The sequence below is a fragment of the Micromonospora sp. NPDC049044 genome (genome assembly GCF_040649215.1).
GTDB lineage: Bacteria > Actinomycetota > Actinomycetes > Mycobacteriales > Micromonosporaceae > Micromonospora.
This window is the reverse complement of record NZ_JBEZFA010000004.1, coordinates 60932-74613: the sequence shown is the minus strand read 5'-3', so window position 1 is coordinate 74613 and position 13682 is coordinate 60932. Positions and strand designations below refer to the sequence as shown.

The 13682-nt window shown below is 69.3% G+C and carries 15 protein-coding genes; 3 read left to right on the top strand and 12 right to left on the bottom strand.

Features of this window, described 5'->3' with window-relative positions; genetic code table 11:
• Nucleotides 1-5: 5 nt before the first annotated feature.
• From AB0B85_RS04335 to AB0B85_RS04300, 8 genes are read right to left on the bottom strand one after another with little or no spacing between them, the layout of a single operon-like run.
• Complete coding sequence (locus AB0B85_RS04335; protein WP_357403435.1) at nt 6-281, bottom strand: ubiquitin-like small modifier protein 1; 276 nt, start codon at nt 279-281, stop codon at nt 6-8.
• A gap of 8 nt (nt 282-289) precedes the next feature.
• Nucleotides 290-718, bottom strand: coding sequence for a nuclear transport factor 2 family protein (locus AB0B85_RS04330; protein WP_357403432.1), 429 nt, complete (start codon nt 716-718; stop codon nt 290-292).
• Between the two features lie 35 nt (nt 719-753).
• Entirely contained in the window at nt 754-1158 is a 405-nt protein-coding gene (locus AB0B85_RS04325) for a nuclear transport factor 2 family protein (protein WP_357403430.1), read from the bottom strand.
• A complete protein-coding gene (locus tag AB0B85_RS04320) occupies nt 1155-2054 on the bottom strand; it encodes a thioesterase family protein (protein WP_357403428.1) in 900 nt (299 codons plus the stop codon). Before AB0B85_RS04320 ends, AB0B85_RS04325 begins: the two co-directional genes overlap by 4 nt.
• Nucleotides 2054-2881, bottom strand: coding sequence for an alpha/beta hydrolase (locus tag AB0B85_RS04315; protein WP_357403426.1), 828 nt, complete (start codon nt 2879-2881; stop codon nt 2054-2056). The genes AB0B85_RS04320 and AB0B85_RS04315 overlap by 1 nt, the downstream gene beginning before the upstream one ends.
• Nucleotides 2875-4965, bottom strand: a complete 2091-nt coding sequence (locus AB0B85_RS04310; protein ID WP_357403424.1) for a beta-ketoacyl synthase N-terminal-like domain-containing protein — start codon at nt 4963-4965, stop codon at nt 2875-2877. The genes AB0B85_RS04315 and AB0B85_RS04310 overlap by 7 nt, the downstream gene beginning before the upstream one ends.
• Nucleotides 4962-6194 carry a beta-ketoacyl-[acyl-carrier-protein] synthase family protein gene (locus AB0B85_RS04305; protein ID WP_357403422.1) on the bottom strand — a complete coding sequence of 411 codons (1233 nt, stop codon included), beginning with the start codon at nt 6192-6194 and terminating at the stop codon, nt 4962-4964. The genes AB0B85_RS04310 and AB0B85_RS04305 overlap by 4 nt, the downstream gene beginning before the upstream one ends.
• 6 nt (nt 6195-6200) lie before the next feature.
• Nucleotides 6201-6458, bottom strand: a complete 258-nt coding sequence (locus AB0B85_RS04300; RefSeq protein WP_357403420.1) for an acyl carrier protein — start codon at nt 6456-6458, stop codon at nt 6201-6203.
• A 160-nt stretch (nt 6459-6618) separates the two neighbouring features.
• On the opposite strand from AB0B85_RS04300, the gene AB0B85_RS04295 reads away from it, so the two are divergent.
• Nucleotides 6619-7698 carry a beta-ketoacyl synthase N-terminal-like domain-containing protein gene (locus AB0B85_RS04295; RefSeq protein ID WP_357403418.1) on the top strand — a complete coding sequence of 360 codons (1080 nt, stop codon included), beginning with the start codon at nt 6619-6621 and terminating at the stop codon, nt 7696-7698.
• Between the two features lie 455 nt (nt 7699-8153).
• Here the strand turns inward: AB0B85_RS04295 and AB0B85_RS04290 are convergent, their stop codons facing one another.
• The 3 genes from AB0B85_RS04290 to AB0B85_RS04280 all read right to left on the bottom strand — a co-directional run bounded on the left by AB0B85_RS04290 (nt 8154) and on the right by AB0B85_RS04280 (nt 10106).
• Nucleotides 8154-8354, bottom strand: a complete 201-nt coding sequence (locus AB0B85_RS04290; RefSeq protein WP_357403416.1) for a ferredoxin — start codon at nt 8352-8354, stop codon at nt 8154-8156.
• An 11-nt stretch (nt 8355-8365) separates the two neighbouring features.
• Nucleotides 8366-9571, bottom strand: coding sequence for a cytochrome P450 (locus tag AB0B85_RS04285; RefSeq protein ID WP_357403414.1), 1206 nt, complete (start codon nt 9569-9571; stop codon nt 8366-8368).
• Nucleotides 9572-9731: 160 nt separating this feature from the next.
• A complete protein-coding gene (locus tag AB0B85_RS04280; protein ID WP_357403412.1) occupies nt 9732-10106 on the bottom strand; it encodes a cupin domain-containing protein in 375 nt (124 codons plus the stop codon).
• A gap of 186 nt (nt 10107-10292) precedes the next feature.
• Here AB0B85_RS04280 and AB0B85_RS04275 point away from each other — a divergent pair, with 186 nt between their 5' ends.
• Nucleotides 10293-11876 (top strand): MFS transporter, encoded by a 1584-nt coding sequence (locus AB0B85_RS04275; protein WP_357403410.1) that lies wholly within the window; start codon nt 10293-10295, stop codon nt 11874-11876.
• 175 nt (nt 11877-12051) lie between these two features.
• Here the strand turns inward: AB0B85_RS04275 and AB0B85_RS04270 are convergent, their stop codons facing one another.
• On the bottom strand, nt 12052-12864 hold the full coding sequence (locus tag AB0B85_RS04270; RefSeq protein ID WP_357403408.1) for an alpha/beta fold hydrolase: 813 nt from the start codon (nt 12862-12864) through the stop codon (nt 12052-12054).
• Nucleotides 12865-13086: 222 nt separating this feature from the next.
• Here AB0B85_RS04270 and AB0B85_RS04265 point away from each other — a divergent pair, with 222 nt between their 5' ends.
• The gene (locus AB0B85_RS04265; protein ID WP_357403406.1) at nt 13087-13644 is read left to right on the top strand and encodes a MarR family transcriptional regulator; all 558 of its coding nucleotides are present in this window, start codon (nt 13087-13089) and stop codon (nt 13642-13644) included.
• Nucleotides 13645-13682: the final 38 nt, after the last annotated feature.

Genomic DNA, 13682 nt, shown 5'->3' with positions numbered 1-13682 from the left:
GATGCTCATCCGCCGCTAACCGCGGGCAGGATCAGCACCTCGTCGGTGCTGTGGACCGTGGTGTCGATGCCGTCGCTGTTCCGGATGTCGTCGCCGTTGACGTACAGGTTGACGAAGCGGTAGAGCTTGCCCTCCTCGTCCATGATCCTGCGGGTGGCCCCGGGGATCTTTCGCTCGATCTCGGCCAGCACGGCACGTAGCGTGGTGACCGCCGGTACGTCGACGTCAACCATGCCGGCCTTGCCGCTCTGGCTCAGCGATGCGGGCAGCCGCACTCTCACGTCGCCTCCTAGGCGGACCAGAACTTGTTGACGAAGACGTCGTCGTAGACCCAGATGCGTGCCTCGACGACCTTCTCGGTCTCCGGGTTGATCTTGAAAACGTGCACGCCGGGCATCTCGAGGGTCAGGCCCTTGCGTTCGCCCCGCCAGGTCGCGATCACGACGGCGGTGTCGCCGTCGGCGACGATCTTGTGAGTCTCGGCGCGGAACGTCCCGTTGGTGACCTCCGCGCTCTTGCGCAGCCACTCCAGCACACCGGGAAGCCCGTCGATACGCCCGGACAGCGGGTGGTTGCCGGGCGTGTACCACACGACGTTCTCGTCGATCCCCTCGCTGAGGCGCTCGAGGTGGGCCGTGTAGAACCGGGCGTGCCCGATGGTCAGGAGCCGGATGAAGCGGTTGTCCGCCGCCGTCTTCTCAGTGGTGCCCGCGGTCATGTGATGTGTCCCTTCCGTGGTTGAACAGACAATTTTCAGTAGGCCCAGAACTCGTCTGAGGCAGGCTGGTCCTCCATGAACAGCTCGCGTTCGGTCACCTTGCCGTCCGATTCGCGGAGCTTCCAGACGTTTATGACTTTCTGGTCGAGGGTCTTGCCGTTGCGCTTGCCATGGACCCGCATCAGGCAGAAGACGGCGTTCTGGTTGGCAGCGATCTCCAGGACCTCGGCACCGAACGTGCCAGCGGTTTCGGTCTGCACCCGCCGGAAGAACTCGAGAACCTCGTCGACCCCGATGATGTCGGCGGCCAGCGGGTTGACGTGCGGAACCTTCCACACGACATCCTCGGCGAGCATCTGTCGCATCAGCTCGACCTTGCCGGAGTGGAACAGCTCGATCGCGAGCTTGGCCGCCTGCAGGTTGAGCGTGGTGCCGGTCATCGCGCACCCCCGCTCAGCGCGGTCAACGTCCGCGCGTCGAAGGGGACCAGCTCCCAGTCGGCGCGGTTGAGCACCTTCGCGTAGCCGTGGGTGATGCGACCGGTCGCGGTGGGGATCAGGCGCCCGTCGCGCTTGACGTAGCAGTCCATCCGGGATGTGTAGGTGAAGTCCTTGTAGATCTCCTCGACCGAGTAGACGGTGTGCAGCTCCTCTTCCATGAGCGCGTCTTCGAGGATGCGCACCGAGGCGCGCGGCACCACCGGGATCCACGCCCGCCCGTCCAGGTAGGACCGGATGGAGATGCCCCGCTCGGCCAGGAACAGGTCGACGACCTCTTCCATCACCCGTAGGTAGCCGGAGTGTTGGATGTGCCGGGAGAAGTGGCAGTAGAAGTAGGGGATCCGCCAACGCCAGGCCACCGCGTTGGTTCCCTCGATCAGCTTCGCCACGTCCGGGTCCGGGGCCAGGCTGCCGCGTCCGAAAAGATTCGCCGGTGCCGGTGGCAACGCCACCGCCGGACCAGGCTCACGGATGGCGACCCGAACCGTTGCGGTCACCGCGCGAACGGTGCCCTTGGGACGGTCGACGAACGATCGGGTACGGAGCAGAAGCGTCCCGTCGGCTTCCGGTGCCCCGGCCGTCACCTCGGTGCGGACCTCGTCGTCCATGTGCAACGCCGAAGCGATCCGGGCGTCGCTCTCCACGATCTCCACGCCCAGACCCTGCTCCTCGTAGAGCTGGCGGGGCACCGAACCGACCTCCCGGAGGTGGCCCAGCACCGCCTCCTCGATCAGGTACATGACGTGTTTGAAGCCGATCCAGGTGCAGATGTTCGATCCCTCGAAGCGCGGGCGACCGAACACTTCGGTGCGCGCCGCCGGCATCGTGGTGGCCATCAGGTCCTGCTCCCCTCTTGGCGGTTCATGACGCCGGTGCTCAGCCCACCGAGGAATGGCCCGGCAAGCGCGGCGACTCCAGCGGTGTCGTCGATCATCGAGAAGTGGCCGGAATCCGGCAGGATGTGCGTTTGGGCGTCCGGCAACGCGCCGCCGAGGCTGCGTACGTCGGCCGGGTAGGCGGCGGTGTCCCGACCGCCGCCCAAGACCAGGCACGGCACGTCGACGGCGGACAGGTCGAGGAACGGTGTCTGGGTGAACAGGTCGAAGAACCGCAGCCAGCCGTACGGTCCGATGCGCTCGCGGACCTTCGCCACCATGGCCTCCAGCAGGTCGTCCTCGCCGGCCGAGGTGAACGCGGTGCCCAGTCGCGGCCCGCGCCGGGCCTTGATGCCGGAGCGGATCAGCTCGTCGAAGTCGTTCATGTAGTGGCTCATCGCGGCCCAGTCGAAGGCCCGTGGCGCCGGCCGATAGAAGGGCGAGATCAGGACCAGGCCGCGTCCCAGCCTCGCCGCACCGGCACAGATGGCGTCGAGCAGGACGTTGGCTCCGAACGAGTGCGCCACGACGAGTTCGGGTCGCACCGGTGCGCTGTCGAACGCCCGCTCCAGCCACACCCGGCTGTCCCGGTGCTCGGCCCAGCCGCTGCCGCCGGCGGTGTCCCACGGCAGTTGGTAGGCCCACACCTCGAGCTGAGGTGGAAGCAGCGGAAGCAGCCCCTCCCAGACACTCGTGCCCGAACCCAGCCCGTGCAGAAGCCCGGTGATCGTCGACGGGGTGCTGGTCGCGGGACGCACCAGCCGAGCGCTCACGACCTCGTTCAGCATCGTGGGCCCTCCAACGTCAGTGACGCGTACGGTGCGCCCCAACAGCCGCCCGCGGTGAGCAGCGAGTGCGTCGCCGAGCCAGCCGCGAGCAGGTCCGCCGCGGCGGCGACCTGCAACACCCCGTACGCCCCGCGCGCCTCGCCGAGCCCACTCAGGTCGAGCGTGTCGACACCGGCCGGAGGACGGGGGGAGCCGTGTGCCGCGCAGGGCGGGCCCCACAACCCGCTGCCGGGCGCTGTCGGCGCGCCGGACCGGTCGTACCTGCGCAGGGTGGCCATCGGCCGGCGCTCCGGGTCGGCGGCCTCGAGCACCACCGCGGCCGCGCCGTCGAACGCGGCCGGCACCGGGCCGCCGTGCCGCTTCGCCGTGTCGGCGAGCAGCCGTCGCACGGCCGGGCCGTCCGGCTCCACCCCGACGACGAGCATCCGGCGTACCCGGCCGGCACGGATGGCGGCCGCAGCGTGCCGTAGCGCTTCCAGCCCCGAGGTGGCACCCGCCGAGACGGTCAGGTTGACCCCGCCGAGCCCGAACCAGATCGCCAACTGCGAGGCGGCCACGTTGCCGGAGACGTTGGGCAGGTCCATCGGGCTGGTGCCGACAACCCCGCCGGCGTGCAACTCGTCGACCACGCGACAGACCGTGTCGAGCAGAGCGAGGTCGGTGCTGACCACCACGCCGAACTGGTCGTCGGGCGGGTCGGTGGAGTGTCGCGCCGGTCCGGCCGGGCGGCTCAGCCCGGCTGCTGTCAGCGCTTTCGTCGCGGCGCAGAGGGCGAGAAGAGTGGCCCGGTCCTTGTAGCGCAGACCGCGGCGGCCCAACAGCGGCACGGGGTCGAAGTCGGCTCCGGACGGCGTCGCTCCGGACAGCCCGGCGGCGTTGGCGATGCCGCGCACCTCGACGCCGGTCCCGGTGATCACCACATCAGCCGCGGCCGGACCTGCGCCCGTCGGCGGTGTCGGGGACGGGCGTTCCAGCACGGCCACCGCGTTCACCCCGCCGAAACCGAACGCGTCGACCTGGGCCGTCCCGACCGCGGCGTGCCGGGCCGCGCCGGTCACCACCGGGAACGGCCGGATCGGCTCGATCGGGTCGGTGTGGTTACGGGTCGGCGGCACCTGGCCGTCGGCCATCGCGCACACCGCGGTGATCAGGCTCATCAGACCAGAGGCGCCGCTCGTGTGCCCGATCAGGGACTTCAGTGCGGTCACCGCCGGGCGGCTGGGGGCTGCGGCGTACGCGTCGCCGAGCGCCTCGGCCTCGGTCGCATCGTTGAGCACCGTGCCCGTGCCGTGCGCGAACACCAGGTCGACGTCCTCGGGCCGCACACCTGCCCGCTGGTACGCGTCGGTGAACGCGCGCCCGATCCCGCTGCGCAGCGGGGCTGTCACGTGGTAGGCGTCGCAGGTGGCGGCCACGCCCCGTAGGGTCGCGAGGGCGACGGCCCCCCGGGCGGCGGCGCGGTCGGCACGCTCGAGCACCACGGCTGCCGCGCCCTCGCCGAGGATGACGCCCACCCGGCCGGCGTCGAACGGTCGGACCTCGGCCGGTGGCCTCGGGTTCACCCGGTCCAGCAGGCCGAACATGCTCTCGGAAAGCCCGTCGGTGCCGGCGACCACCACCGCCTCGGCCTCGCCGAGCGCCAGGAGGTCGGACGCGGCGGCCAGTGCGCTGAGGCTGGCCGCGCACGCGTTGACGAAGGTGACAACGCTCGACAGGCCGGTCGAGTTGGCGAGCGCCCCGGCGAAGTGCAGGTCGTCCAGGGTCACGGTGGCGCCGGCGGTGTGCCAGAGCTCCATCGAGCGTTGCTCGGCCAAACCGGTGCCGACCAGGGCCGGCGGTTGGACGCCGGCGGGCAGGCCGGCCTGGCTCAGCGCCTCCTCGACGGCGGCGGCGAGCCATCGGCCGGGCCGGCCGGGCTCGTCGGGCCCGTCGATCTGGTATGCGTGGCGCACCCGGTACAGCGTCGGGTCGAACTGCTGCAGCGGGCGTCGGGCGGTGTGCCCGGCGACGAAGGCGTCGAACGACGAGCGCACGTCCCCGCCCAGCGCGCTGACCATGCCCAGGCCAGTGATGACGAGGTTCATCGCGCACCGCCGGGCCGGGCCAGCACCAGGATCGCGTTGTTGCCGCCGAACGCGAACCCGTTGTTCTGTACCACGCGCAGCTCGGCGGGACGCGCCTCGTTTGGCACACAGTCGAGACCGATCTGCGGGTCGGTGCGCCGGTGGTTGATGGTGGGCGGGATGAACCCCCGCTCGATGGCGATCGCACAGCCGATCGCGGCCAGTGCGCTCGCCGCGCCCATGGTGTGGCCGATCATCGACTTCATCGACACTGTCGGCGGCGGTGTCTCGCCGAACACCGCGCGGATCGCGGCCGCCTCGGTGAGGTCGTTGGCCCTGGTGCCGGTGCCGTGCGCCGAGATCAGATCGACCTGCCCCGGTTCGATGCCCGCGTTGCGGTGCGCGTTGCTGATGCAGGCCGCGATGCTGACGCCGTCGGGCGCGACCGGATGGCTGGCGTCGCAGGTCATGCCGTACCCCAGGATCTCGGCGTGGACCCGGGCGCCGCGGCGTTTCGCGCTCGCCAGCGTCTCCAGGAAGAGCATGCCGGAGCCCTCGCCGGTCAGGATGCCGGAGCGGTCGGCGTCGAACGGCTGGCACACCGTCGGCGCGATAGTGCCCAGCCGGTAGAAGCCGGCGAAGGTCTTGCGGCACATCGCGTCCGCGCCCCCGCACAGGGCGTACTCCGCCTCACCGAGACGCAGGGTGTCGTACGCGTACCCGATTGCGTAGTTGCCGGCCGCGCAGGCGGTGGCCAGGGTGGCCGTCTCCGCGCCGCGCAGGTCGTACTCCCGGGCCACCGAGGTGGACAGCCAACTGGCCGCGACCCGCCCGACCACGTCCGCGGGCAGATGTTCGGGACCGCTGCGAACGGCGAGCTCGGTGAGCGCGTCGATGTCGGCGGACTCGCCGTCGGTCGTGCCGACGGTGACCAGGCCGGGCCTGCCGGCCAGGTCGGCCGGCCGGACCCCGGCGTCGCGGAGCGCCAGCCCGGCGGCGGCGACCGAGAACCGGGACGCTCGACCGAGCCGCTCGGCCGGCACGTTGTCGAAGTCGGGCTTGAAGTCGGTCACCTCGCACCCGTTGGCGTGGCCGAACCCGGCGGTGTCGAAGACCGAGATCGGCCGCACACCGCTGCGCCCGGCGGCCAGCCCGGCGGCGAAGGCGTCGAGCCCCACGCCGATGCTGGTGACCGGGCCGAGCCCGGTCACCACCACCCGCTCCGCGTCGGGAGTGGCCACCATCGGCATCAGCGCTCAGCCCTTGGCCGAGGCGGCCTCGTCGACCACCTGGTAGATGCCGGCCAGGTTGACCATCCGGGCCAGCTCGGCCTGGTCGATCTCAACCTTGAACTCACGCTCCAGGGCCGCCAAAATCTCGATGGCGCGCAGTGAGTCGGCGTCGTGATCTTCTTTGAAGAGACTCGTTTCGGACATTTCGTCGGGGTCGATCTCGAGGATTTCGGAAACGATGTCGGTGATGCGCTTCCGATTCGTTTCGCTCAATACAGACATGCGTCGACCTCACATGATCTTGTGCGATAACCACGCGATCGGACGCCCGCTCTCAGGCCCCCCGTGGCTTCAAAAGCTTCGTGAGTGAGTGTAGTGTTTGAAAAGCCGCTTGTCACCGTTCAAAATTCGGTCCGAATCAGGCGGTAAACGGGGAGGTGTGGTGTTTACGACGGCGCCGTGCATCGTCGGATGGTCTGCTCTCTCGCCCTGGGGCGTCGGCCGCGAGTCCTTCGTGGAGGGCTTCCGCTCCGATCGTCCGGGGCGCTCGGGGCCGGTGGTTGGCGACGGTGGTCCGCCGCCCGGTTATCTGATCGACGCCGACAACCTGGCCGGTCTGGTGCGTGGCAAGGGCACCCGCACGTTGGACCGGATGACGATGATGGTCCTCGCCACGAGCACCATGCTGTTGGACGAGCAACCAGCGGCCGCGGTGCCCGACACCGGCCTGGTCCTCGGCACCAGCGCCGGCAGCATCGACAGCATCACCACCTTCCTGCGCGACACCTTCGTCCAGGACAAGCCGTACTTCGTCAACCCCGCGCACTTCCCCAACACGGTGATGAACGGGGCCGCCGGTCGTACCGCCATCTGGCATAGCCTGCGCGGGCTGAACAGCACCATTTCCGCAGGTCACAGCACCGGAATCGCCGCTCTGCGGTACGCCAGCCGGATGATCCGCCGTGGGTACGCCGAGCGGTTGCTGGTCGGTGCCGTCGAGGAGCTCTCGCCCCCGATCGCCTGGGCGGCGCACCACATGCGGAGCGCGGCCGGGCCCGCTGGCGAGCGGGTGCCGATGGGTGAGGGCTGCGTTCTGTTCCTCGTCGAACGCGCCCGCGCGGAGGGCTCCCAGACCGCGCCTCCGGTGGCCCGGCTCGCCGGTTTCCAGGCCGGCACGGCACCGCTCGCCGACGGTGCGCAGGCGCTCGCCGAGGCGATCGGCACCCTGCTGCGCCGAGCCGGCGTCGACCCGGCCGACCTCTGGGCGGTCAGCCTCGGGCAGAGTGGGGACGGCGACGCGGACCGCGCGGAGAGCCTCGCCGTGGAGCGGGCGCTCGGGTCGGCTCGTCCGCTGCTGTTGACCCCCAGCCGGAAGATCGGTAACAGTTTTAGCGCATTGGGTGCATTCCAGGTGGCGACCCTGCTCGCCGCCGCTCACGGTGATCGAAAATTGGGCAGACCAGCTCTGGTGACGTCGATGGGAGTGGACGGGGCCGTCTCCTGCGCACTGGTGATCGTCTAAGTCGATTGATTCGAGCTGAATGGGCGAGACAGTACTTTTCGACCCATTGCCCACAATCATCGGTAGGCTCCTGATCAATTCCGGGCCAGGGGCTCGTCGGTGCGGCCGGCGGTCCGCTCGCGCCAATACCATCGACTAATAGGTGCCCACTGCGTCGGTTACTTGACGGATCATTCCAACCGGGCGATTCGCCAACATTGTTTACCGCTCAGGATGCTGGCCCCGCGTGCGGCCGGGGTGCACGCCCCTCGGGGGTGGCGGGGTGCGCTTCCCGGCCGCACGCTCTGGCGCACGGCGGCGTGCTCCGGGTACACCTCGCGGTGTGCCCGGGTCAGGTGCGACATGCGCCCGCCCCGAGCTGCCGAACGCCGAACTTGTGGACGCTGCGGCAGTCGGTGGCGGGTGCCTGGGCGGTTCGCCGTCGTGCCCGTGGACCAGTCCGCCTCGATCGGCGGTCAGGCCCCGTGGAGGGTGATGGTGCGGGTGGGGCAGGCGGCCACCACGTCGCGGAGTTCCTCGACGCGGTCCGGGCCGACCTCGTCGATGAGCAACAGCACCATGCCGTCGTCCTGGTCCTGGTCGAAGATGTCCGGGCTCATGGACACACAGGTCGCCGCCCCTGTGCAACGGCCGCGCTCGATTGTCACTCGGGCCATGGCCGGCGCCCTCACCAGGCTGCCGGCAGGGAACGCAGGCCGTAGACAGGGGCCAGGTTCTTGAACGGGAGTTCTTCGAGCGGCACGGTCAGGCGCAGCGTGGGGATGCGCTTGAAGAGCGTGGTGTAGACGATCTCAAGCTCGACCCGGGCCAGGTTGGCACCGAGGCACTGGTGCGGGCCGTAGCCGAAGGCGACGTGCTGACGGCTGGTGCGGTGGATGTCGAACGTGTCCGGTTCGGGGAAGACCTCGGGGTCGCGGTTGGCCGCACCGCCGAGCGCCACCACGCCGTCGCCGGCCTGCAGCGTCACCCCGCCGATCTCGATGTCCTCGGTGACCGTCCGGGCGGTGATCACGTCGGTGATGCTGCAGTAGCGCAACAGCTCCTCGACCGTCTGTGCGGCAAGCGCGGGGTCGGCCCGGAACTCGGCGAGCTGATCTGGGTGGCTCAGCAGCGCCGCGGCACCCAACCCGATCATGTTTGCCGTGGTCTCGTGACCCGCCACCAGCAGGCCGAGCGCCGTGCTGATGATGCGCGCCCGCTCGTAGATGCCCTCCTCCTGGTAGCGGACCACCAGGCGGCTGAGCAGGTCGTCGCCCGGGTTGGCCTCCTTCGCCGCGATCTGGGCGTCGAGGAAGCCGCGTAGCTCCTGGAAGGCCGCGCCGATCTCCTGCGGGGTGCTTGTCTCGCGGAAGACCCGGGAGCTGGCATCCCAGAAGATCTTGCGCTCCTCGTACGAGATGCCGAGCAGCTCGCAGATCACCAGGGTGGGCACCGGCCGAGCCAGATTTTCCACCAGGTCGGTCGGATTCTCGCCGGCGAGGATGTCGTCGATGCAGGTGTCAACGATGCGCTGGATGTTGGGGCGCAGGTTCTGCACCCGCTTCATCGTGAACTCGTTGATGATCAGACGACGGTGCCGGGTGTGCTCGGGAGGGTCGAGGATGACCAATGGCCGGTTTATGGGTTGGAGGAACTGCGGGGGGATCGGCACCAGGCTGGGGTTGTTGGGCCGGGAGCGGTCGGAACTGACCCGCGGATCGGCGAGGAGCTTACGGACGTACTCATGCTTGGTGGCGACCCAGGTCGTGCCGCCGGCCGCGCGGTCGACAAGTGCGATCGGCTCGCTCTCGCGCAGTTCGGCATACTCCGCCGGCGGCTGGAAAGGGCATTTCCTTTCCATCGGAAAACTCACCTTGACCTGTGCTTCGGTCATGATTTTCCTCCCGTTGATGACCGGTGCAATGAAGGAAGATGTGACCGCCCTGCCCATGCCGGCGATCCGGGCGGGCGGTCACATCTCCTAGCTGTTGCCGACGAGCTGGTCCGTTTCGGGTGCGAGGTGCCTCCCGAACGGACCGATGATGTCGCTGGCCTCAGTTGGCCCAGGGCAGCTGCTGACGGGCGTCACTGCCCGGCACGTAGGCCTCGCCTCCGACGGCCATGGCAACCAGCGCCTCGGCCTTGCCGTCCACGGCGTGGAACGTGCGCTTGACATCTGCCGGGATGACGATGGCCTGGCCGGACTGAACCAGCAGGGTCTCGTCGTCCACGACGAACTCGAAAGCGCCGCTGATCGGCATCCACACCTGGTCCTTGGTGATCATGTGGACCGGGGCGTCGGTGCCGGCGGCCATCTCGACCCGCCACGTGCTGACCTGGTTGCTGCCCTGGCTCGGGCCGGCGAGTGCCGCCGCGAGGCCGGCGGGGTTCCTGGTGATGCGGTCTTCGGTTTCGCTGATGACAGGCATGGCAACTCCTGGGCTGAGACTTGAGGTACTGGGCGAGTAAACCTTCTTGACTTTGACATTGTCAACCCCAGACGATACCCGGTAGGGGTGGTAAGGAAAGCTGCTTGACCCACATGAGGAAAGCGAGTTTACTTAGTTTCCCGACCGCGGTGTGGAGCCCGGTGTCACGACATCGAAGGATTAACGATGGAAACTCCTGAAGTCGACGCGCGCAAGCGCCCCTTGATCTTGTGGGTGCTCGCGTTGACGGTCCTGGTCGTGATTATGGATCTGACGATCCTCAACGTCGCGCTGACCACGATCCAGCGCGAGCTCGACGCGTCCAACGCCGACCTTCAGTGGTCTCTCGACTCGTACCTGATCACCTTCGCGGCCTTCATCTTCACCATGGGCGTCCTCGCCGACCGGTTTGGTCGCAAGAGAGTGCTCATCGCCTGCCTGCTGATCTTCGGCATCACGTCGCTGTTCGCGGCGCAGTCCGGCTCGATCGACCAGCTGATCGTCTGGCGGGCGTTGATGGGTGTTGGTGCGGCCGCGCTGCCCACCGTCACGCTGGCAATTCTGATCAACGTCTTCCCGCCGGCCGAGCGGCCCAAGGCGATCGCCGGCTGGGCCGGCGCGGCGGGCATCGGCACCGCCTTCGGGCCGGTCGTCGGCGGTCTACTTCTCGAAAAGTTCTGGTGGGGCTCGATCTTCATGATCAACGTGCCCCTGATCCTGGTCAGCCTGGTTATGATCATCTGGTTGGTGCCGGAGTCCCGCAACCCGCAGTACGCGAAGTTCGACCCGCTCGGCGTGCTGCTGTCGCTGCTCGGCGTCGGCTCGTTGACCTTCGGCATCGTCCGCGGCGGCGAGGACAACGACTGGCTGGCGGGCGACTCGATCGGCCCGATTGCCGCCGGGCTCGTCCTGCTCCTCGTGCTGGTGCTTACCGAGCGCCGGATGGCGACGCCCGCCCTCGACGTCGTACTGCTTGGCAACACGCGGTTCGCGGCCGGCACCAGCGTCATCGCGTTGGCATTCTTCGCCCTGCTCGGCGGCATCTTCGTCACCGCTGTCTACTTCCAGGCGGTCCGCGGACTCGAGCCGGCTCAGGCAGGTCTGCTCATGCTCCCCATGGGTGCTGCGGCATTCGCTGTCTCGTTCGTGATCCCCCGGCTGATCAAGCGCTTCGGTATCCGTGGCGTCGTGGCCGCCGGCACCCTCGGCATGACCGCGTCGCTGGTGATCTTCAGCTTGGCCGTGCGGGACACCCCCACGGTGGTCCTCGTCGCCGCGCAGGTGCTGCTCGGCCTCGGCTGGGGTGTGGTGTTGGCGCCGGCAACCGCGGCGCTGATGTCAGTGGTCCCGATGGCCAAGGCCGGCGCGGGTCAGGCCGTGGCCAACACCGTGCGGCAGGTCGCTGGCGCACTCGGTGTCGCGGTGATCGGCAGCATCCTGGGCGTTGTCTACCGCGACTCGCTCGGCAACGCGGCCGACGTGTTGCCCGCCGGCTCGCGCGACGAGGCAACCGGCTCGATCGGCGGTGCGCTGAACGTGCTCGGAGACGGCGATGTCGGCGGCCTGCGGGGCCAGGTCTTCGACGCCTACCACTCCGGTATGCAGGTGGGGCTGCTGATCTGCGCCGGGTTCGCCCTGCTCGCGGTGCTGGTCGCCCTGCGCCTCCCCGGCCGGCCCCCGGCCCCGCCCGTCGCCGCGGCCCCGGTCTCGCCGGCCGTCCCGGCCGAGCCGGAGCCCGCCGGCCGGCCAGGGTCGGCCCCGGGAGCCTGAGCAGTCGATGATCCCTCACCGCCCGTCCCGACCGACGGCCGTAATCCCTGGGTCAAGGCGGTGTTGCCGACAGGATCTCGGGGCCGGGTGGCGGTTTCTCAGCCGCCACCCGACCCCGAGTGAGTCCGAAGACCTGAGCCGCGCCTCAGCCAGTCGCTGCTCGGTCCCCGGACGCTCAATCCCCGAGCGCCGACGCCTCCGGGCCGACCGGTCGAGCAGACCGCCGCACGGCGGCCCGGACCAGATCAAGGATGGCGGAAGCGTGGTTGTCGAGGAAGAAGTGACCACCGCTGAAGGCGCGGAACGAGAAGCCCCCGCCGGCGTGGTCGGCCCAGGCGCGGACGTCGTCGATGCTTGCCTGTGGGTCGCGGTCGCCGCCGATGGCGACGATCGGGCAGCGCAGCTTCACGTCAGCGCGGGGCGGGCAGGTTTCGATGGCCCGGTAGTCGGAGCGGATGACGGGCAGGTAGAGCCGGATCAGCTCGGCGTCCGCGAGGATGCCGGCGCTGGTCCCGCTCAGCCGGCGCAGGTCGGCGAGCAGCGCGTCGTCGTCGAGCAGGTGCAACCCGCTGTTGGTGTGCCGCGACGGGGCACGGCGGCCCGATGCGATCAGACAGACCGGGATGCGGCCGGCCGCTTCCAGGCGGTGCGCCACCTCGAAGGCCAGCGTGGCACCCATGCTGTGGCCGAAGAGCGCGATCGGCCCGGAAACGGCACCGATCGCGTCGAAGATCGCTTCGGCAAGGTCGGGCATCGCTTCGATGCACGGCTCGGCGAGCCGGTCCTGGCGGCCGGGATACTGCACGGCCACCACCTCGATCTCGGGCGCGAGTGCCCGGGCGGTCGCCAGGTAGTAGGTGGCCGAGCCGCCGGCGTGCGGGAAGCAGATCAACCGGACGGTGGCCTGCGGTGCCGGCTGGAAGGTACGCAGCCAAGAATCGGCAGCCCGGGGCGCCGCGCCGCCCGATCGTTCGGTGCCGATGGACATGTGGGGGCTCCCTTCCCGGTGGGTGCCAGCCTAGGTTCGGCATCTCCTCGGGAGAACCCGGTGCGACCCCCTACCGGAACCCCAGACTTGACGGTAAGGGGCGCTCCCGTCGGGTCTCACCTGCGACAAAGCTAAACTGAGCCAAGGCTTACCCCGGGTCGATCAAGGCTCGGCGGCGACACGATCAGCACCCGCCTACGGCGGTGGAAGGAGGGACGTCACGTGACCGACAACACGGATCCAGCAGGGCTTCGGGCACTGTCCACTCCGGATGCCACAGCTGGTGCGGCACCTGTGCAGCCCGACACGAATTCCACCGATCCGCTGGCCAATGCCGAGCTGACCTTCCTGCTGGGCATGGCGTTCCAGCTGGTGCACGGCGAATTCGTGCTGCGGATGAACGACCTCGGCTACCACGAGCTGCGGCCGGTGCACGGCATGCTCTTCCAGTCCCTCGGGCTGCAGGGCGCGACCAGCACCGAGCTAGCCGAGAAGCTGGGGGTCACCAAGCAGGCCATCGGCCAGATCGTCGACTTCCTGGCCGAACGCGGCTATGTGACCCGTAAACCGCACCCGCAGGGCGGCCGCCGGCGGCTCATCGTGATGACCGACAAGGCGATGACGCACCTGGCGATCGCCGGCCGCACCCTGCACGAGTTGGAGAGCCAGATCGCCCACCAGCTCGGCCCGGACCGGCTCGCGATGCTCCAGACGCAGCTGGCCCGGCTGATCCGCAACTGCGCGGGTGACGTGATCCCGCCGCTGCGGCCCCTCTGGTGAGCGGAGTTCCCGACCGACACGCGACGGCCCGCCCGGAA

Coding starts and splice junctions, on each gene's coding strand:
- AB0B85_RS04330 (WP_357403432.1), bottom strand. CDS start 718: ATGACCGCGGGCACCACTGAGAAGACGGCGGCGGACAACCGCTTCATC.
- AB0B85_RS04325 (WP_357403430.1), bottom strand. CDS start 1,158: ATGACCGGCACCACGCTCAACCTGCAGGCGGCCAAGCTCGCGATCGAG.
- AB0B85_RS04320 (WP_357403428.1), bottom strand. CDS start 2,054: ATGGCCACCACGATGCCGGCGGCGCGCACCGAAGTGTTCGGTCGCCCG.
- AB0B85_RS04315 (WP_357403426.1), bottom strand. CDS start 2,881: ATGCTGAACGAGGTCGTGAGCGCTCGGCTGGTGCGTCCCGCGACCAGC.
- AB0B85_RS04310 (WP_357403424.1), bottom strand. CDS start 4,965: ATGAACCTCGTCATCACTGGCCTGGGCATGGTCAGCGCGCTGGGCGGG.
- AB0B85_RS04305 (WP_357403422.1), bottom strand. CDS start 6,194: ATGCCGATGGTGGCCACTCCCGACGCGGAGCGGGTGGTGGTGACCGGG.
- AB0B85_RS04300 (WP_357403420.1), bottom strand. CDS start 6,458: ATGTCTGTATTGAGCGAAACGAATCGGAAGCGCATCACCGACATCGTT.
- AB0B85_RS04290 (WP_357403416.1), bottom strand. CDS start 8,354: ATGGCCCGAGTGACAATCGAGCGCGGCCGTTGCACAGGGGCGGCGACC.
- AB0B85_RS04285 (WP_357403414.1), bottom strand. CDS start 9,571: ATGACCGAAGCACAGGTCAAGGTGAGTTTTCCGATGGAAAGGAAATGC.
- AB0B85_RS04280 (WP_357403412.1), bottom strand. CDS start 10,106: ATGCCTGTCATCAGCGAAACCGAAGACCGCATCACCAGGAACCCCGCC.
- AB0B85_RS04275 (WP_357403410.1), top strand. CDS start 10,293: ATGGAAACTCCTGAAGTCGACGCGCGCAAGCGCCCCTTGATCTTGTGG.
- AB0B85_RS04270 (WP_357403408.1), bottom strand. CDS start 12,864: ATGTCCATCGGCACCGAACGATCGGGCGGCGCGGCGCCCCGGGCTGCC.